This is a genomic window from Collinsella sp. AM42-18AC (assembly GCF_003467965.1).
Lineage (GTDB): Bacteria > Actinomycetota > Coriobacteriia > Coriobacteriales > Coriobacteriaceae > Collinsella.
This window is the reverse complement of record NZ_QSFY01000005.1, coordinates 112,925-131,840: the sequence shown is the minus strand read 5'-3', so window position 1 is coordinate 131,840 and position 18,916 is coordinate 112,925. Positions and strand designations below refer to the sequence as shown.

19 protein-coding genes are annotated in these 18,916 nt (G+C 59.8%); 10 read left to right on the top strand and 9 right to left on the bottom strand.

The genetic code is table 11. The features are described 5' to 3' along the window. Positions 1-22: 22 nt before the first annotated feature. The gene (locus DW913_RS04500) at positions 23-2,827 is read right to left on the bottom strand and encodes a transporter substrate-binding domain-containing protein (RefSeq protein ID WP_158566194.1); all 2,805 of its coding nucleotides are present in this window, start codon (positions 2,825-2,827) and stop codon (positions 23-25) included. Between the two features lie 274 nt (positions 2,828-3,101). Here DW913_RS04500 and DW913_RS04495 point away from each other — a divergent pair, with 274 nt between their 5' ends. The 3 genes from DW913_RS04495 to DW913_RS04485 all read left to right on the top strand — a co-directional run bounded on the left by DW913_RS04495 (position 3,102) and on the right by DW913_RS04485 (position 5,527). After that, a complete protein-coding gene (locus tag DW913_RS04495; RefSeq protein ID WP_117797719.1) occupies positions 3,102-3,527 on the top strand; it encodes a potassium channel family protein in 426 nt (141 codons plus the stop codon). A gap of 36 nt (positions 3,528-3,563) precedes the next feature. Beyond that, positions 3,564-4,097, top strand: a complete 534-nt coding sequence (locus DW913_RS04490; RefSeq protein WP_117797718.1) for a TIGR00730 family Rossman fold protein — start codon at positions 3,564-3,566, stop codon at positions 4,095-4,097. 125 nt (positions 4,098-4,222) lie between these two features. Further along, positions 4,223-5,527 carry a chloride channel protein gene (locus tag DW913_RS04485; protein ID WP_117797717.1) on the top strand — a complete coding sequence of 435 codons (1,305 nt, stop codon included), beginning with the start codon at positions 4,223-4,225 and terminating at the stop codon, positions 5,525-5,527. A gap of 88 nt (positions 5,528-5,615) precedes the next feature. Here the strand turns inward: DW913_RS04485 and DW913_RS04480 are convergent, their stop codons facing one another. Genes DW913_RS04480 through DW913_RS04470 form a run of 3 tightly spaced genes read right to left on the bottom strand, consistent with a single transcriptional unit; the run spans position 5,616 to position 7,596 of the window. Beyond that, positions 5,616-6,314, bottom strand: a complete 699-nt coding sequence (locus tag DW913_RS04480; RefSeq protein WP_117797716.1) for an ABC-2 transporter permease — start codon at positions 6,312-6,314, stop codon at positions 5,616-5,618. Continuing rightward, positions 6,311-7,192 (bottom strand): ABC transporter ATP-binding protein, encoded by an 882-nt coding sequence (locus DW913_RS04475; RefSeq protein WP_117797715.1) that lies wholly within the window; start codon positions 7,190-7,192, stop codon positions 6,311-6,313. The genes DW913_RS04480 and DW913_RS04475 overlap by 4 nt, the downstream gene beginning before the upstream one ends. Before the next feature lie 23 nt (positions 7,193-7,215). Next, positions 7,216-7,596: a GntR family transcriptional regulator gene (locus DW913_RS04470; protein WP_117743314.1), complete on the bottom strand. Its 381-nt coding sequence runs from the start codon at positions 7,594-7,596 to the stop codon at positions 7,216-7,218. 215 nt (positions 7,597-7,811) lie between these two features. On the opposite strand from DW913_RS04470, the gene DW913_RS04465 reads away from it, so the two are divergent. The 3 genes from DW913_RS04465 (at position 7,812) to DW913_RS04455 (ending at position 10,994) form a co-directional block, all read left to right on the top strand. Further along, a complete protein-coding gene (locus DW913_RS04465; RefSeq protein WP_055286676.1) occupies positions 7,812-9,425 on the top strand; it encodes a peptide chain release factor 3 in 1,614 nt (537 codons plus the stop codon). A gap of 156 nt (positions 9,426-9,581) precedes the next feature. Beyond that, a complete protein-coding gene (locus DW913_RS04460) occupies positions 9,582-10,304 on the top strand; it encodes a VUT family protein (protein ID WP_233541995.1) in 723 nt (240 codons plus the stop codon). Positions 10,305-10,313: 9 nt separating this feature from the next. Next, positions 10,314-10,994, top strand: coding sequence for an SDR family NAD(P)-dependent oxidoreductase (locus DW913_RS04455; protein WP_117797714.1), 681 nt, complete (start codon positions 10,314-10,316; stop codon positions 10,992-10,994). 50 nt (positions 10,995-11,044) lie between these two features. Here DW913_RS04455 and DW913_RS04450 read toward each other — a convergent pair whose 3' ends face one another. Both DW913_RS04450 and DW913_RS04445 read right to left on the bottom strand, forming a co-directional pair. Beyond that, on the bottom strand, positions 11,045-11,770 hold the full coding sequence (locus DW913_RS04450) for a uracil-DNA glycosylase (protein ID WP_117797713.1): 726 nt from the start codon (positions 11,768-11,770) through the stop codon (positions 11,045-11,047). A gap of 88 nt (positions 11,771-11,858) precedes the next feature. Continuing rightward, a complete protein-coding gene (locus tag DW913_RS04445) occupies positions 11,859-12,761 on the bottom strand; it encodes a DMT family transporter (protein ID WP_117797712.1) in 903 nt (300 codons plus the stop codon). 158 nt (positions 12,762-12,919) lie between these two features. Between DW913_RS04445 and DW913_RS04440 the strand changes: the two genes are divergently transcribed. Then, positions 12,920-13,786 carry a LysR family transcriptional regulator gene (locus DW913_RS04440; protein WP_117797711.1) on the top strand — a complete coding sequence of 289 codons (867 nt, stop codon included), beginning with the start codon at positions 12,920-12,922 and terminating at the stop codon, positions 13,784-13,786. Positions 13,787-13,815: 29 nt separating this feature from the next. Here the strand turns inward: DW913_RS04440 and DW913_RS04435 are convergent, their stop codons facing one another. Beyond that, on the bottom strand, positions 13,816-15,198 hold the full coding sequence (locus DW913_RS04435) for an MATE family efflux transporter (protein ID WP_117797710.1): 1,383 nt from the start codon (positions 15,196-15,198) through the stop codon (positions 13,816-13,818). Between the two features lie 193 nt (positions 15,199-15,391). Here DW913_RS04435 and DW913_RS04430 point away from each other — a divergent pair, with 193 nt between their 5' ends. Continuing rightward, on the top strand, positions 15,392-16,204 hold the full coding sequence (locus tag DW913_RS04430; RefSeq protein ID WP_117797709.1) for a putative RNA methyltransferase: 813 nt from the start codon (positions 15,392-15,394) through the stop codon (positions 16,202-16,204). 125 nt (positions 16,205-16,329) lie between these two features. On the opposite strand, the gene DW913_RS04425 is transcribed toward DW913_RS04430, so the two are convergent. Further along, complete coding sequence (locus DW913_RS04425; RefSeq protein ID WP_117797708.1) at positions 16,330-16,731, bottom strand: hypothetical protein; 402 nt, start codon at positions 16,729-16,731, stop codon at positions 16,330-16,332. A 434-nt stretch (positions 16,732-17,165) separates the two neighbouring features. On the opposite strand from DW913_RS04425, the gene DW913_RS04420 reads away from it, so the two are divergent. After that, positions 17,166-17,870, top strand: coding sequence for a class I SAM-dependent methyltransferase (locus tag DW913_RS04420; protein WP_117797707.1), 705 nt, complete (start codon positions 17,166-17,168; stop codon positions 17,868-17,870). Between the two features lie 48 nt (positions 17,871-17,918). Here DW913_RS04420 and DW913_RS04415 read toward each other — a convergent pair whose 3' ends face one another. Continuing rightward, positions 17,919-18,215 (bottom strand): hypothetical protein, encoded by a 297-nt coding sequence (locus DW913_RS04415; RefSeq protein ID WP_055310006.1) that lies wholly within the window; start codon positions 18,213-18,215, stop codon positions 17,919-17,921. A 77-nt stretch (positions 18,216-18,292) separates the two neighbouring features. Between DW913_RS04415 and DW913_RS04410 the strand changes: the two genes are divergently transcribed. Further along, the gene (locus DW913_RS04410) at positions 18,293-18,781 is read left to right on the top strand and encodes an N-acetyltransferase (protein WP_117797706.1); all 489 of its coding nucleotides are present in this window, start codon (positions 18,293-18,295) and stop codon (positions 18,779-18,781) included. Positions 18,782-18,916: the final 135 nt, after the last annotated feature.

Sequence of the window (18,916 nt, the reverse complement as noted above, 5' to 3'; positions counted from 1 at the left end):
GTGCATGACAGTTGGGCACAAACTATAGCGAAACAGTTCCGTTTTTCTTGATGCGGGCGAGGATGTTTTTGAGCTTGTTAAAGTCGAGCGGTTTGGGCAGATGGGCGTTCATGCCGGCATCGTGTGCCGCCTTGGCGTCCTCGGCAAAGGCATTGGCGGTGAGCGCGATGATGGGGATGTCGGCTGCATCGGCCTTCTCGCTCAGACGAATCGCGCGAGTTGCCTCGTAGCCATCCATACCCGGCATCATGATGTCCATCAGGATCGCATCGAAGCTGCCGGCGGGACGACTAGTGTATAGTTCGACCGCTTCTTTGCCGTCGGCGGCGCGAGTTACGACGATGCCTTCGCTTTCGAGCAGGGCCTGGGCAATTTCGGCATTGAGCTCGTTGTCTTCGGCCAAAAGAACGTTCATGCCGGCAAGCGAGCAGCTGATCGCCTGCTCGTCCGCACCTTCTCTTGCCTGAGGGTTCTTGTCGATATCGAGCGGAATCTGGACGTTGAACGTACTTCCCACGCCGACCTCGCTCGAAATCTCAATCGTGCCGCCCATCATGTCTATGAGCGATTTGACGATCGGCATGCCCATGCCAGTTCCCTGAAATTTACTGCGGGCATCGTTGCCCTCTTGGGCAAACGGTTCGTAGATGTGTTTAAGAAACTCGGGCGACATGCCGATGCCGGTGTCCGAGACGCTAAAGCAAAACACTGCGTGCTCGTCATCGAGCGGTTTGACAATCGACGAGAATGTGACGGTGCCACCGCGCTTGTTGTACTTGATGCTGTTGTCGAGCAGGTTGACGAGGATTTGTCGAATATGGGTGGGGCTGCCGATCATGTATTGGTCGACAGCGTAGGGCTCGCTGGTGTCGAGCATTGTTATGCCACGATCAGATGCGCGGAGCTTGCACAGCACGAGCGCATTGTCGCACAGCTCTTTGAGGTTGAATGATTCGTGCTCGAGCGTCACTTTGCACTCCTCGATCCTGCCCATCTCGAGGATGTCGTTAATCAACGACAGTAGGTGGTTGGCGGCAACACGCGCCTTGGCGCGGCTTTCCCTGGCGACCTGCATGTCGCCTTCTTTCAATTCCTCAATTTCGATAAGGCCCAGCATGCCGTTGAGCGGTGTGCGGATATCGTGGCTCATGCGCGTGAGGAAAGCGGTTTTGGCGGCGTTGGCGGCGTCGGCTTTCTGGCGTTCTTTCTGCGCGCGATGAAGCGACCAGATAAGGACGACGATGCCGGCGAGCAATACGCAGATGATAACGGTCGCAACGGCGATGCGGTTGCGGTAGATAAACCGGAACGTGTCCGATTCTTGCGCCGAGTACGATGTGGGGGAATAGCTGCTTGCAGAGAGCGATTCGCCTGCATTGATGATGCCCTTATTAATGATTCCCAACAGCTCGGGTTTGCCGCGCGAAATCAAGCACGATAGTTGCGCCGTGTTGGTGAGTTCCTGTGTTTCGAAGTCCTCGATGTCGTGGGCGTCAAGGATGGTTTGCAGACGCGTGCTGGGGACAATGATGCAACTTGCCGTCCCCTTATTGAGGGCTTTGAGCGCCTCGTCGGCATTCGGAAATTCGGTTACCGTTGCATCGGGGAATAAGCTCTCGAGCTCAAAACGGTTGACGATCGCGCCCTCTGTACAAGCGATATTCTTAAGGTCGCCGTCCAGGTTGTTGCTGCTGTGAATGGCGGTCAGGGAGACCGTTCCCATCGGGTTCGACTGGACGGCTCCCCCTTGCTCGGCAAGCCAGTAGTCGCGAAACAGCGGCAGCGCGACATCGATGGTTCCTTTGGAAAGGGCTTTGACCATTTGCTTGTTGCTCGAGAACGCGACTGTTTTAACCGTAATGCCAAACTTGTCGTGCAATGTCGTTGCAAGCGAGGCGAGCGACCCTTCCATCTCGCCGTCGTCGTTTTGCGTGCAGTAGGGAAGTTCGTTTTTAAGATAGCCGAGCGTAATGGTGTTGCCGTTTGCTTTGAGCCAGGAACGCTCGGGGCCAGTGAGTGATGATGAGCCGCTGTTTTGGGCCGAGTAGTTCGATTTGACTTCGTCGTTATAGCGCGGGTTGGTGCGGTTGATTGCCGCCATGGCCGAGTTGATGTCGTTCATCAGATCGGGGCGGCTTTTGGGGACGGCAAAATAGTAGTCGCTCGAGCCTACGTAGAACATGGGCGACGCGTCGGGCGACGAAATGGTGTCGTTCATGATAATGGCGTCGACCTCGCCGTCTGAAAGTGCCTCAAAGAGGGCGCTTCCGGTGTCGATTTCTTTATAAGTACAGGCGATGCCCTCGTTGGCGAGCCACTGCTGGCCGACGACGGTTTGCATAACGCCAGAATTGCAGCCGATGGTGAGGCCTTGAAGCGCTTGGGGGTCACCCTTGGTCAGATCGTCGCGATCGGGCCTGGCGTAGATGTAGTAGCGCTCGGTGCCCTCGGGGTTCGAGGAAAAGAGCAGCTTCTGCTCGCGCTCTGCCGAATACGAGATGTTGGGCATGAGGTCGATTTCGCCCGCCTCGAGCATGTCCAAAAGCTCGGTGAAAGTGCCAGGAACGTATTCGTATTGCCAACCCTTTGTGTAGTACGAGAGGGTCTGGAGGTACTCATAACCCCATCCCGAGAGGCGCTCGCCCGGCGTGCCTTCCTGGAAGCCTGCGTTGTTGACGAGCCAGCCGACGCGGACCGTCTTGACCTGCTGGTCGGAGTCGGCGGCAAAGGCCGGGGTGGGCATGACGGTGCTCAGTATGGCGAGCGCGGCAAGCGCGACGGCTAGGGTGCGATATAGAGCTAAGCGAAGGACGGCGGAAGGTTTCACATGCAATCCTATCGAGTCGAGACGGTACCGCATTAGGATACCAGCTCAGCTGGCCAGCTGCCGGACGCGCCGCTAAGTGGTCGCGCCCGGCACTGGCGACTAGTCATTGGGGACGTTCTTAAACGACTAGTCATCGGGGACGTTCTTGTTTGACTAGTCATTTAAGAACGTCCCCAATGACTACTTTCTGCCGGCACAAAAGGAACGTCCCCAAGTGCCGGATGTGGGACAATACCGAGCGAATGTGATTGGGCGTCTGGGAAAAGGGGTCGCGATGAACAAGTTGAGGACGCTTGCCGACGTGTTGCGACAGGCTGGCTTTGCACGCATCACGGGCCTGTTTCTTATCTTTTACCTGCTGTGCTCGACGGCTGTCTGGCTGTCCGAGCCCACGACCCTCACGTTTGGCGATGGTCTCTGGTTTAGCTTTGAGACGGTCTCGACCGTCGGCTTTGGCGATATCCCGGCCGAAACGCCGGTTGCCCGCGCCATCACCGTCATCCTGAGCGTCATCAGCATCTTCTACATCGCCATGCTCACGGGTGTGGCGGTGAACTACTGCAATACGCTCATTAAACTGCGCCAAAAGGACACCATGGCGCGATTTATGGATGATCTTGAGCATTTGGAAGAGCTCGATCGTGACGAGCTCGCTGACCTGTCGCGCCGCGTGCGCGAATATCGCCGACGCCAACGCTAGAACGGGCGCCGTGCGTCACGACGAGGGGGACTGAATATGAATATCACCGTGTATCTGGGCGCCAGCGTCGGCAATGACCCGGCGTTTCTGCCTGCGGTGCAAGAGCTGGGCAACTGGATTGGCTCCAACGGGCACGCGCTGGTATACGGCGGGTCCAAATCGGGCCTGATGGGCGCGCTTGCCGATAGCGTGCTCGATGCTGGCGGGCACGTGACGGGCGTTGAGCCGAGCTTTTTTATCGAGGCAGAGTTTCAGCACGAAGGTATTGACGACCTTATCGTGACGAGCGATATGGCTGAGCGCAAGGCCAAGATGATCGAGCTCGGCGATGCGTTTATCGCCTTTCCGGGTGGCACGGGCACGCTCGAGGAGATTGCCGAGGTCATGTCTGCGGTATCGTTGGGACACCTGAGTGCTCCGTGCATCCTGTATAACCTGGACGGTTACTACAACGACCTCAAGGCGCTGCTCGGGCACATGATTGATAAGGGGCTTTCGAGTCCGAGGCGCCAGCAAGGCATTTACTTTGCCGACGATTCGCGCGAGATTGCCTCGATTATCAACGGATAAGTCTTGAGCCTGCCCCACAATGGCTCCCAATGGTGCCGTTTGCAGCGCAGATGGTTGGCTCGTCTGGACAACGCTCGCCCTACAATAAAGCGTATCTATGTTGACTTTGACCACGGGAGGACCCGATGGGTAACCTTGCCAAACCCAAAAACCGTGCGCTGTTTTTAGTGAGCGTGGCTGTGACCGGTGCGTTTGCGGGCGCCGCGGTCTGGCTGTTCTTCTTTGCGATGGAGCATGGCATCGACTATCTATGGACCGAGATCCCGCATATGCTGGGTGTCGCTTCGCCCGAGCTCGCGAGTGGTCCGTTCGGTTTTTTGCCCTACCCGTTTTTCGTCTGCCTGTTGGGCGGCCTGCTGATCGGTCTGTACGAAAAGATGACGGGCACCAAGACCGATGACCTCAACCAGGTGATGGCCAAGGTAAAGCGCGACGGCCGCTACCCGTACGACAACCTGGGCAAGCTTTCGCTTGCGGCGTTGCTGCCGCTGCTGTTTGGCGGAAGCATTGGACCAGAAGCCGGCCTGACCGGCGTCATCGCGGGTCTGTGCAGCTGGGTCGGCGACCGCATGCGCCGCTTTGGCGCCGAGTTTAGGGAGCTCACGCTGTTGGGCACCCAGGCCGCCCTGACGGCGCTCTTTACCGCGCCCGTCTTTGGCTTAGTGGCGCCGCTCGCCGGTAGCGCCGACGGCCAGGGCGCCAACGGCGATGGGGACTCAGCGTCCGACGAGATCACCATCAAGCTTCCCAAGGCGCAAAAGACCGTGGTCTACGGCATTGCGATTGCCGGCGGTCTGGGTACCTACCTGCTGCTCGGCCAGCTTATGGGCGGCGGCATGGGCATGCCCAGGTTCGAGGCCGCCGTGGTGGGCAACCTGGAGCTTACCTGGCTCATTCCTCTGTCGTTGATCGGAACAATCTGCGGCTGGCTGTACTTTGTTTCTGAGCACGCGAGCGAGGCGTTGGCCCACGCCATAGGGGAGCGCCCTGTCGTCAAAGCCATGCTGGCCGGTCTGGCGCTCGCCATCTGCGGCACGGTTTTGCCCTACACCATGTTTGCCGGCGAGACACAAGCCGATGTGCTCATGGAGACCTATATGACCATTCCCGCTGGTGTGCTTATTGCAACCGGTCTTGTCAAGGCCATGCTGACGCCCGCCCTCATCAACATGGGCTGGCGCGGCGGCCACTTCTTCCCGGTTATCTTCTCGGGCGTGAGCCTGGGCTACGGTCTTGCCGTCCTCACCGGCGCTGATCCGGTCTTTTGCGTCGCTGTCTGCACCGCCTCGACGATGGGTGCGGTCATGCGTCAGCCAGTCATGGTCGTGGGCCTGCTGCTCATGTGCTTCCCACTCAAGGGTATCGTCTGCATGATCATCGCCGCCGTCATTGCGGCGGGCATTCCGCTGCCCAAGCCGCTGCGCAAGTAGCGCGGTGGCGCACGCCGGGGACATGCCGTTTGCCACGGATTTGCGGGGAGGGGACGACCGCGTCCTTCGTGGATCGAGGCTCGCGTGGCTACAGGTCGCGTGTTCGATAGACCTTGGTGCTGATGGTGCAGCTCATTGCAAAGAGCACGAGGGCCAGGACGGCAATTCCTGCGCACAAGCAGCCGAGGACGGCAGGATCGGGATTCGCTCCGGCAATCGACATGAGCCGGTTGCTGATGGGGTTGGAGGAGCTCAGCGTGGCCATGGTGCCGCAACCAAGCAGGGCAAACAGGCCAACGGATAGGCGCAACGCCTCCATGTGTCCAAAGCGAAAGAACAGCGGCTGCGCCAGAAATACCATCATGAGTGAGATGAGCATCGAGGCTGCCGAGGCGATTGCGATCTCAAAGACGGTTTGTCCTGTCGAGGTCACGCCCGCACTGTTGAAGAGCGGAAGGACGATGATGTTCAAAAGCACGGCGGCGCAGGCCATGATGGCCGAGAAGACAACGATGCACAGGTAGCGGGCACAAATAATGTCTTTGCGCGAGATGGGCAGCGTTGCCCGATAGCGCTCCCATCCGTTTTGATTGTCGAAGCCGGCCAGCGAGCTCATGACCATGATGGGCGACATGGCGCTGACTGCACAGGCGCCGGCACTCATGCCGGAATCTCCATCCGATGCGTTGGCGAGGGTCAACACGATGAATATAAATAAGCCGACGCCCGCAATACTCGGGATAAGCGTGCGAACGATGGCGAGCTCGGACATAAAGGCGCGTTTCATTTCGAAGCCCCTTTCAGCATGAGGCGAAGATAATCATCAATGGTTGCCCGATCGCAGGGAATCTCGGGGAAAGCCTCGAGCGTATCGCGACGGTTGGGCACGAGCACGTCCACGCTATAGGCGTGGCGGGCGGCACGGGCGCCTTCGACGCAAGCCGTAAGCTCGGCGGCCTGTGCTTGGGTACAGTGGGCGATGCCGGCGCGGTCGGTAATGTCCTCGCGCGGCAGGTCAAATACAATCGAGCCGTTATCGATGCAGATGACGCGGTCGGCGGTACGATCGAGGTCGGACGTAATGTGGCTCGAGAGCAGTACGCTGCGCTGGCCGTCGGAAACAAAGGCGAGCAGCTCATCGAGTAGTTCCTCGCGCGCCATGGGATCGAGGCCCGCGGTGGCTTCGTCCAAAACGAGCAGCTTGGCATTGTGGCTGAGCGCACAGGCGAGCTGCAGCTTCATGCCCATGCCGCGGGAGAGGTCTTTGACCTTGGCTTTGGGATCAAGGCCAAATCGGTCGATAAATCTGGCGAACGTTTCGCTACTCCACGTGGGGTACGCCGGGCCTACGAGCCTCTCGATCTGGCCTACCTTGAGCGTGGAGGGGAAGGGGCACGTGTCCAGGACAAGGCCTACGCGGGAGCGCAGGTGGCGCTGTGCCTCGCCGGGCGCATTGGCATCGCAGCGCTGGCCAAGCAGCTGCACCTCGCCGGCATCGAGCTTTATGAGCCCGAGCGCGGCGCGAATGGTCGTTGTCTTGCCGGCGCCGTTTGCGCCCACAAAGCCGACAATCTGGCCGGGCTCCACGGTGAGTGTGACATCGCGTAGCGAAAAGCGGTCGCTTACGCGGCGTGAAACGCCTTTGAGTTCTAGCAAGTTTTGCATGGTATAGCCTTTCTTGCAGATGGCTACTGCATGGTTTCGGGGGCTACAAGGTCGAGCATCTCGTGCAATTTGTCGCGCGTGACGCCCAGGGTTTCGGCCTGCGTAGCGGCCTGCGCAAGCAACTCTTCGATATGGCAGAGCTGGTTTTCGCGCAAGAGCTCCTGGTTTCCCTCGGCGACAAAGCAGCCCTTGCCCTGCACGGTGCAGATAAAGCCGAGCTGTTCCAGGTCGGCATAGGCACGCTTGGTGGTAATGACGCTCACACCGAGGTCGCTCGCGAGTGCACGGATGCTGGGGAGTTTGGCTCCCGCAGCGAGTGCGCCCGAAAGGATCTGAGCTTTGACCTGCGAGGAGATCTGCTCGTAGATGGGCTTGTCGCTCGAATTGGATAGGATGATGTCCACAGCGGCTCCTTAGCTGTTGGGCTACACGTGTATATAACCGGTAAGCACAGTATATATACACTATGTACAGTTACGCAAGAGACAAATTCGGATTGGGCCGGCAACCCAGGCCCCAACTGATGAATTTGTCCTGATAGGCGCCCTAGAGCGGGATTTCGCGGCTACAATAGTGCGGTTACATCGACGTAATGCACTCAATGCAAGAAAGGATCCGCATGGCAAGCCTGTCGGATGAAATCTCGTCGCGCCGCACATTCGCGATCATCAGCCACCCGGACGCCGGTAAGACCACGCTTACCGAGAAGCTGCTGCTCTATACCGGCAGCATCCAGACTGCCGGTTCGGTCAAGGGCAAGAGCTCGGCCAAGCACGCCGTCTCGGACTGGATGGACATCGAGAAGGAGCGCGGCATTTCCGTTACCTCCTCGGTGCTGCAGTTCACCTATAATGGCGCCTGCGTCAACATCCTCGATACCCCCGGCCACCAGGACTTCTCGGAGGATACCTACCGTACCCTTATGGCCGCCGACGCCGCAGTCATGGTCATCGACGGCGCCAAGGGCGTCGAGGCCCAGACCAAAAAGCTCTTTAAGGTCTGTACGCTGCGTCACATTCCCATCTTCACCTTTGTGAATAAGCTCGACCACGAGGCTCGCGATCCGTTTGAGCTCATGGAAGAGATCGAGAACGTCCTGGGTATCAATACGTATCCCATGAACTGGCCGATCGGCAGCGGCCGCAACTTCCGCGGCGTGTTCGACCGTCAGACCCGTCGCGTCATTGCCTTTGAGGGCGACGGCCACGCCAACGCCACCAAGAAGGTCGCCGAGGTCGAGGCCGAGCTGGGCGATCCTTCCATGGACGAGCTTATTGGCGAAGAGAACCATAAGAACCTGATGGACGACATCGAGCTGCTCGATGGCGCCGGCGACGAGCTCGACTTGGATGCCGTGGCCTGCGGCAAGCTGAGCCCGGCGTTCTTTGGCTCGGCGCTCACCAACTTTGGCGTGGAGCCCTTCCTCAAGGAGTTCCTGCGTCTGGCCCCGACGCCGCGCGCCTATACCGATACGCTCACCAGCGAACCGGTCGATCCCTGCCGCGATGACTTTAGCGGCTTTGTGTTTAAGATCCAGGCCAATATGGACAAGAACCACCGCGACCGCATCGCCTTTGTGCGCATTTGCTCGGGCAAGTTCGAGCGTGGCATGGACGCCTTCCACGTGCAGGGCAACCGCAAGCTCAAGCTTGCCACGGGCACGTCGATGATGGCCGATGACCGCGCCATCGTGGACGAGGCGTACGCGGGCGATATCGTGGGCCTGTTCGACCCGGGTATCTTTAGCATCGGCGACACCGTGTGCTCCGGCAAGCGCCACGTGCAGTATCCGCAGATCCCGACGTTTGCCCCCGAGATGTTCGCCCGCATTACGCAGGTCGACACGCTCAAGCGCAAGCAGTTTGTGAAGGGCATGGAGGAGCTTGCCCAGGAGGGTGCCATCCAGATCTTCCGCGAGCTGGGTGCCGGCATGGAGAGCGTCATCGTGGGCGTGGTCGGTGTGCTGCAGTTTGAGGTACTCGAGCGCCGCCTCAAGGCCGAGTATCGTGTTGAGGTCCGTCGCCAGCCGCTGCCCTATACGGACATCCGCTGGATTCAGAACGACCCCGATACCATTGATATCCCGGGCCTTTCGCTCACGCGTGACACGCTGCGCGTCGAGGACATGCGCGGCGGTAAGCTGCTGCTGTTCACGAGCCCGTGGAACGTGGATTGGGCAACCGATCACAACCCCGATCTTATCCTGTCGGAGTTTGGCAACGTAGCCTTTTAATGCATCGGCGCGGTGGCCCTGTGGGGCTGCCGCGCCGTTTGCTTGCCTGATGCCGTGTGAGCGGCTATTATACCCATCGTCGTCTCAAGCCCGTGACGTCCGAGCAGTTCGGGTCCGATATCCTGCTCGTTAAACCTAAAACCAAAGGAGTACATAATGATCAAGAAGGTCATGGAGGACTACAAGGTCCTGTTGCGGAGCATTCCCGCGGCAACGGTTTCGCTGTTTTTCGTGAGTGTCATCATGATGAACCTGCTGGCCAACAAAGAGCTTATCAGCCTGCCGTATCTGGCACTCGATTGCGGCTTTGTGGTGAGCTGGGTTTCGTTTTTGTGCCAGGACATGATCTGCAAGCGCTTTGGCGCCAAGGCATCCATCAAAATCTCTGTCCTCGCGCTGCTGGTCAACCTGGCCGTGAGCCTGTGCTTTTGGGCGTGCTCGCTCACGCCCGGCATGTGGGGCGCTTACTACGACACGGGCATGATCGAGGTCAACACTGCCCTTAACGCCACCATTGGCGGCACCTGGTACGTGGTGCTGGGCTCTTCGCTGGCAATGCTCGTTTCTGCCGTGGTTAATTCCACGCTCAACCAGTCGCTCGGCCGTATGCTCAAAAAGAATAACTTTGCGAGCTTTGCCTTCCGCTCCTATGTGTCCACGGGTGTTGGCCAGTTTATCGACAACTTGGTCTTTGCCATTGTGGTGAGCCACACGTTCTTTGGTTGGACTTGGGTGCAGGTCATTATGTGCTCGCTGACGGGCGCCGTCGCCGAGCTGCTGTGCGAGGTCTTCCTGAGCCCCGTGGGCTACAAGGTTGTGCGTGGCTGGGAGCGCGAGAACGTGGGCGCCGAGTACCTCGAGCGCCACGCAACCGCCTAAGGAGCAAGTATGCGGGTTTTGATCACGGGCGCTTCGGGCGGTATCGGAGCCGCGTGCGTGCAGCGCTTTTTGGACGAGGGTCACGAGGTCGTGGGCTTTGATCTGCTGCTGGCGGCGATCGAACACGAGCGCTACCGCCATCTGATCGTTGATGTCCGCGAGCCGGACTCGTTTCCGGGCAACCTTGAGCCTCAGGTAATCGTGAACGTTGCCGGTACGCAGGATTCGGCCGATGACATCGCCGCCAACCTGCGTGGCACCATCAACGTGACCGAGCGCTACGCCTTTGTGGGGGAGGGGCTTGCCGCCAAGCCGACGCCGGCTATCAAATCCGTGGTCAATGTGGGGTCGGCGAGCGGACATACGGGATCGGAGTTTCCCGCCTATGCCGCCAGCAAGGGCGGCGTTATCGCCTACACCAAGAACCTTGCAAACCGCCTAGCACCGCAGGCCATCGCCAACAGTGTGGACCCGGGCGGCGTTATCACGCCGCTCAACCGTTGCGTGATGGAAGACGAGCGCCTGTGGAACCAGATTATGGAGCTCACGCCGCTTAAACGCTGGGCCACCGCCCAAGAGATCGCCGAGTGGATCTACTTTGCGGGCGTGACCAACCGGTTTATGACCGGGCAGAGCCTGCTGATCGATGGCGGCGAGGCCGGCCGCACACAATTTATTTGGCCCGAATAGGAAACGCGCCCGATGGAAATCCGTCGGGCGCGTTTTTGATGTATTGATTTTTAGCCGAGGCAAGTCCAGTTGACGGGGGTCGAGCCGTGCTGTTCGAGTAGCCGATTGGCTGCCGAGAAGGGGCGCGACCCTATAAAGGCGGGGAGTTCTGCCGTGGCGCGGTTGGCCGAAAGCGGCGAGGGGTGCGTAGAAGCTAGGCAGAACTTGCCGGTTGCCTTGCCCGCGCCGATCGCGTCGAGCTTGCCCTCAACCATTTGCTGGGCAAAGCGGCCCCATGCCAAAAAGACGACCGGCTGGGGCAGCTGGCAGCAGCGCTCGATAACGTAGTCGGTAAGCGTGCTCCAGCCCAGCTTGGCATGCGAGTTCGCGGCATGCTCGCGCACGGTGAGCGTTGTGTTGAGGAGCAGGACGCCCTGTTGAGCCCAGGGGGTGAGGTCTCCCGTGGCGGGAATGGGGCAGTCCAGATCGGCTTTGAGCTCCTTATAGATGTTACGCAGGCTCGGCGGCAACTTGGTTTGCGTCGCGGGGACCGAAAACGACAGCCCCATGGCCTGGTTGGGCCCGTGATAGGGGTCTTGACCCAAGATGACGACCTTGACCTGGTCGGCCGGCGTGTAGGCGAGGGCATTGAGGATGTCGTCTTGTGCCGGGTAGATGGTCTGCTCGGCACGCAAAAGGGCGATGCGCTCGAGCAGCTGGTTCGTCGTGTCACGTACCGGCTGCGGCGCATCGCCCAACCAAGTTGCTATGTTGCGGTCGCGGGTTGCGGTGTCCATGGGGCTCCTTTATGGCAGATGCTCTGTTGGTATCTATTGTAAAGGCGCACCGGTTGCCTTTATGCCACGGCTGTATGAAGAGCGGAGTCTACGAGACGTGCTCGGGCGCTCCTGCCATATGAGCGTGTCCATGTGCGCGAAGGCGCGGAAGCTCGACGGTTGCCACCATGACGCCGGTGAGGATGAGGGCGGCGCCAAAGAAGGCGATGGAGCTCAGGACCTCGCCGACCAGGAAAAACGAGAAGACGGCGGAGCAGACCGGCTCGAGCGAGAAGGCGAAGCCAGTGGTTTCGGCAGGTACGTGGGGCTGCACGAGCGTCTGGGTGATAAAGCCGTAGGCAGAGCAGACGAGTGCGAGCGCAACGATAACGACGATCTCGCTCGGCGTGCTGGGAAGCGTGAAGCCGCCAAAGGTAAATGCGGCGATACCCGAGAACAAGCCGCCGAAGCCCAGCTGCCAAACGCCCAGAGCCAGTGGATCGACTTCTTCGACAAAGCGCTTGGCGATGATAATGTGGCCGGCATAGATAAAGGCCGAGAGCAGCATGATGATCGCGCCGGGATTCAGGCTGGTAAAGTCGGCGCCCGAGAGCAGCAACATGCCGCAGGTGACGATGGCTGTGCCGATGAGCACCTTGCGCTCGGGGGCGCGACGCAGCAGGGCCGCGTTGGCAAACGGCACGATCACGACCGTCAGGCTCTGCAAAAAGCCGGCGGTGGAGGCGGAGGTGAGGCTGGAGCCCAGGCACATGCAGGTGATCTCGGTTGCCATGATGGCGCCGATGATGGCGGCGCGGACCATCAGGTCACGGTTGATGCGCACCGCGTGCTTGTGGAAGAGCAGCAGGCAGGCCGCAAAGGCGATGATGCAGCGCAGCGCGACGATGCTCGTGGCGTTCATGCTGTCCATGCCGATCTTCATGAGGGGGTACGAAAAGCCCCATGCGACGGGAACGGAAAATGAGAGCGCGATTGCTTTTTTGCGATCCATGGGACTCCTTTTGTTACAGAACGGTTTCGCAAAAAGGATTCTGCTCCCAGATATGGATGTAGTAAAGAGAATGTATCTTCAGTATGATTAAGAAATACTAATGTTGGAAGAAAAAACCCTGGCAAAACGTTTTACGGCTACATCGAAGTGGAGGCACGATGGCATCGCGGTATCAGATTGTATGTATGGTGGTCGATTGCGGCAGCCTGAAACGTGCCGCCGACGCGCTGGGCTATACGCAAAGCGCGGTGAGCCAGGCCGTCAAGGCGCTCGAGCGCGAGCTGGGCACCACGATTATCGAGCGCGGCAAGCAGGGCGTCTCGCTTACGCGCGACGGCAAACAGTATCTGCCGTATCTGCGCCAGATCGTAACGGCCGAGGCCGAGCTCGAGGGCAAGCGTCAGGAGTTGCTGGGGCTTTCATCGACCGACATTCGCATTGCGACGTTTACCAACGTGAGCCGTACCGTGCTGCCGCGCGTGATCCGCGACTTTGGGGCCCTGCATCCGGGCGTGCGCTTTACCCTCAAGCAGGGCGATTACACGCGCAACGCCCAATGGGTGCACGATGGCGTGGTTGACTTTTGCTTTACGGCGCGTGGATTTACCACAGGGCTCGAGAAGCGCGTGGCCTATCATGACGAGCTGGTGGCGCTGTTGCCAGCCGCCCATCCGCTGGCGGCAAAGGAAAAGGTGACGCTCGCCGACCTCGCGTCCGAACCGTTTGTGCTGCTGGATGAGGGCGAGCAGAGCCTGGTGCTCGATGCATTCGCGGCGCACGGGCTGTCCCCGCACGTGACAAGTGAGGTTACCGACGACTACACCATTATGGCGATGGTGGAGGAGGGCCTCGGCGTGAGCATGCTCTACCGGCGTACGGTCGAGGGCATGCAGGCTGATATTTGCGTGCGTCCCATCGTGCACGCTCCCTCACGCGACGTCGTGGCAGCCTGGCGCAGCTGGGATACCATGCCGATCGCCACGAGGCGCTTTATCGACTACATGAGCTCACATATCGTGAGCTAGTTGCCGATGCGCCACCTTGTTGGATGTGTCTAGCGCGCCCCAGTCTTGGCTTGCGCCAGACGATAGGTGCGTGCCGGATGGCAGAGCAATACCGCCACGACCATAAAGAACGCTGTGGTGCCCAGGCTGATGGGGTAGACCATCATGATGTTCGCAAAGGTGCGGAAGTGCGGGAACACGCAGAACACCCAATAGAAGCGGATGCCGCAGACGCAAATCATGGTGATGAGGGCGGGCATGAGCGAGATGCCAAAGCCGCGCAGATAACCGGACATGTTTTCGTAGAACATGCTAAAGGCGTACGCCGGGAAGATCGAGCACACGCGGATATAGCCGATCGAGACGATGTTGGGATCGCTGTTAAAGAGCGCCAGGATCTCGCGCCCCAGACCGACGATGATGACGATGGTGGTGAGCGCGACGATGCCGCCTTCGACCAGGCAGACCTTGAGCGTCTTGGTGCAGCGGTCGATCTGGCGAGCGCCGTGGTTTTGCCCCACAAAGGTGGTGCAGGCCTGGCTAAAGCTGTTGAGCAGGTTGTAGCACACATACTCCAGGCTCATGGCGGCGCTCGATGCCGCCATGACCTCGGTGCCCAGGCTGTTGATGGCGGACTGGATGATGATGTTGGCGACGGCAAAGACGGCGCTTTGGATGCCGGCGGGCAGGCCAATCTTGACGATGCGCTTGAGGGCGACGGGGTCTAAGCCTAAGTCGCGTGGGGTGACGCGGACGACGGAGTCGGTCTTGAGCAGGCGGATAAAGAGCGTAGCGGCGCTGACGGTGTAGGCGATGGCGGTGGCGATGGCGACGCCCGCGACGCCCCAGTGGAGTACGGGGACAAAGACGAGGTCCAGGCCAATGTTGAGGACGGTGGACACGGCAAGCGCCTGCAGCGGCATGCGGGTGATGCCGACGGAGCGGAAGATCGCGGCCTCAAAGTTGTAAAGCAAAATCGAGGGCATGCTCAGCAAAAAGACGCGTAGGTAGAGCGATGCGAGCGGCATGGTTTCGTCAGGGACGTTGAGCGCGGCGAGCATGGGTTCGGCAAAGATCTCGCCCAGCGCGATGACGACAAAGCCCACGAGTGCCATCAGAATCGAGGTATGGACGGCGCGCTTGACCATGTTCTGATCGTTGCGGCCGATGGCGTTGGCGATGACCACGTTGGAGCCAAGCGACAGGCCAATAAACAGGTTGATCATAAGGCTGGTAAGGGGAACATTGGAGCCGACCGCCGCCATGGCGAGGGTTCCCTGGTCGCCCGAGAAGTTACCGATGATGACCGTGGCGATGAGGTTCGACAGCTGCTCAAGGATGCTCGTGGCGGCGACGGGAAAGGCGAACAGGGGAATATTGCGCCACAGCGAGCCGGTGGTCATGTCGATGTGCTTAGATGCGGTGTCTGCCATACGCTCTCAATCTCTAACATGCTCATTCGTGCTTATTTGCGCAGACGATGATACTCCTAAGCGCGGGTAGTCTTTTTGGGACGGGGCTGTTTTAGCTATCCCGGCAGGCAATCGGCCAAAACGTCCCCAATGACTAGGTGGGGGAGGCGTGCGACAATGGTGGGCGTTGTGTTGTTCGCGCTAAGGAGTTGCCATGTTGTTGTGTCCTGTTTGCCATGAGCCTTTGGTGGACGACGAGCGCGGTGCTGTGTGCGCGGGCGGACACCGGTTTGACCGTGCGCGCGAGGGCTATCTGTATCTGCTGCGCTCGTCCAAGAGCGGCGACTCCATGGGCGATCCCAAGTCGCAGGCGCGCAGCCGTCGTGACTTTCTGAACCGTGGATACTATGCGCCGTTGCGCGATGCGATGGTCGAGCTGGTGCGCGAGCGGGTGTCTGAACGTGCCGCGTCTACGAACGGCCCCATGACCTTGCTCGATATTTGCTGCGGCGAGGGCTACTACACCAGCGCCATGGGTGCGGTGCCGGGCGTGGATGCTTACGGTTTCGACCTGGGCAAAGAGATGGTGCGCCTGGCCGCCAAGCGCGGCGATGCGACCTACTTCGTGGCCAACATGAAGGACATCCCCGTGGCTGATGGCGCCTTTGATATGGTGACCGAACTCTTTGCTCCCTTTAACGAGCGTGAGTTTTCTCGCGTGCTGGCGCCCGAGGGCTCGCTCTACACCGTGGTGCCGGGTGCCCGTCATCTGTTTGGGCTCAAGGAGGTGCTCTACGACACGCCATATCTCAATGACGAGAAGCTGCCGAAGACTACCGAGCTCGAGTTGGTCGGAACGCAGCGGATATCTGCGAATATTACGCTCCAGACCCAGGCCGACATCGAGGCGGTGTTCCAGATGACACCGTACTACTACCGCACGCGCCCCGTCGACAAAGAGCGCCTGGCAAACTTGGACACTCTTCAGACCGACATCGACTTCATCATCGCCGAGTACCGCCACTAACCTACCAAAAAGGGACAGGTTTATTTTGGCAGGTTTTATCTGGGCAAACGTAAAGGGCTGACCGCGGAGATGCGCGATCGGCCCTTTTTAGTTGCTTGGCTGCAGAGGCTATGAGAAGCGAGCGCTTACAGGCGGTCCTTGTTCTCGGCCTTGATGGCGTGCGCCTGCTGAACAAAGAACAGGTCGTACACCACGATGACAAAGGCGCCAAAGTTGATGGCGTCGCCGCCAAACGCGGGAAGCGTGAGCACCGCCTGGGCAAGCGTGGCGACTGCAGCAACGATACCGAGCTTAAACGCGCCGTCAACCTGCGAAGGCTTGTTGGCACCCTTGATGCCCGCAACGCCCGCGGCAAGATCGATGAGGCCCTTGGCGATAATCACGGCCGCGGCGAGCATGGCGTTCGGTCCGTAGGTGGACTCGAACTTGCCGGTCGCGATGCCGGCGATTCCAATGACGAGACTGGCGATGCCCAGAACAAAATAAATCAGGGCAAGGATTTTGAGTGTCTTGCGAGTGAAGCTCATGGCTGGTCCTTTCGATACGAGTACGCCAACCTGGCGCACCCTATGTGCTGCACATATGGTGAAGCACATTGTAGTTCAACGGGGCGATGCATGCGTTTGAAAGCGTCTCTTGCCTGTACGGTTCAACCTTTCAAAAAGGAAAGCTGGGCGTAAGTCAAATCGATGGCAGCGTATGCGCGGCGCTGCGATGATGGGGCCATGGTAAGAGCTGGACCGAAGGAGGAGCCGTGATGTACGGAGCCAAGCAAGTGCGTGAGCCGCGTTCGTTAGGAAGGCGTATGGGCGATTCCGTGATCGCTGCCGTGTGCACGGGATTGATGGCGGTGCTTTGCATTGGGATGCTGTGGACCATGTCGCGTGTGGGACAATAGCGGACGGTTGGGTGCCAACTGAGGTGGCGCTCACGTATTCGTTTTGCTTGCTAAGGAGTGTCCATGGGCGTCGTCGATCCCTTTTCTGTTGCTCGGGCTGCTGGGCTCGAGCTCGTGCGGACGTCCGAGGGCCTTACGCTCACCGACGGCACGATGGAGTTGCGTGCCGATTTTGGCCGCATGCTTCCACGGCTCAAGCAGGGTCGTCTGCAGCAAGAGCTACTGGTGAAGGCTGCGCGCACAAAAGGCATCGAGCAACCATGGGCGATTGATGCCACAGCAGGCTTTGGCGAGGATTCGCTGCTGCTGGCTGCCGCGGGTTTTGCGGTCGATTTGTATGAGCAGGATTGCGTGATCGCGGCGCTCCTCCAGGATGCCCTGGATCGCGCGGCAGATGATCCGGCGCTTGCGGCCGCCGTGGCGCGCATGCACTTACATGCGGGCGAGGACAGCATTGCCGGTCTTCGCCATACGGCCGAGCTGATCGAGCGGGGCGAGCTCGCGGCTCCCGACGTGGTGTATCTGGACCCCATGTTTCCCGAGCGCACCAAGAGCGCGGCGGTGAAAAAGAAGTTTCAGCTCTTGCACCATCTGGAGCAGCCGTGCGCCGATGAGGAAACGCTGGTCGAAGCTGCGCTTGCGGTGCACCCGCGCAAGGTCGTTATCAAGCGACCGGTGAAGGGGCCGCTGCTTGCCGGCGTTAAGCCGAGCTATCAGCTTGCGGGCAAGGCCGTTCGTTACGATGTTTTGGTGCCGCCGCGCCCGTAGCTTGTGCACGATGGCTGGCGCTTCGCCAGCGCCGTGCCGATGCGGGGTCTATTTCCAAGGGTGCGACGTCAGGTGCCAGCCGCCGCAGTATTCGCATTTGTAGCAGGCCAAACCACGCCGTCCGCGGTTTTCGCAGTCGGCCATAACGGCCTCGGCTTCGGCGCGTGTGTCGTAACGGTTTTTGCGCTCGCACGACTTATAGCGCCAAGCCTCGTCGCGCTCGGCGTCCAGGGCGTCGCGGCGCTCGTCCTCGCGTGCAAACAGGTCGCTCATATCGCCGCCGGTGGCAGCGCCCAAAAACTCGCTTTTGGCTTTTGACCAGGCGGCTCGCTTTTTGCTCCCCATCTGCTTCGCGCTCCTCTCCAAACGTTGGTATCATTGCTCAATCAAAGTGATACCAATAAACGTGAGGTCGCCGCGTGATGATCAGAAAAACCCTCGATACCGACATTCCCGCCGTCATGGCTATCTATGACGCGGCCCGCGCCTTTATGCGCGCGCATGGTAACGCCACGCAGTGGCCCGAGGGCACGCCTTCGGCCGAGCAGCTGGCTGCCGATATTGTCGCTGGTGGCAGTTACGTGTGCGAAGTCGATGGCCGCGTGGTGGCGACGTTTGCCTTTTTGCCGGGTCCGGATGAGTGCTATGACATAATTGAGGACGGTCAATGGCGCAGCGACACTCCGTACGCCGTGCTGCACCGCGTGGCATCCGACGGCACCGTGCACGGTATCGCGGCGGCGATGTTTGCCTTTGCCAAGGAATGCGCCGACCATCTGCGTATTGACACGCACGAGGACAACTTGCCCATGCAGGGCGCCATCGCCAAGGCGGGGTTCGAGCGTGTCGGTATCGTCTATGTGTCCGACGGCACGGCGCGTGTCGCGTTTGATTGGCTGCGCGAGGCGTAGGAGCCAAGGCACGTATCATCACCCAGCTCAAATAAAAAATGGCCCCGAGTGGGGCCATTTTTGGTAAAACGCGTCGTTGTGGGACTCGCATTGTTACCGCCCCAGATGAACCCGGGCAGACAAAAAGGGGAGGTG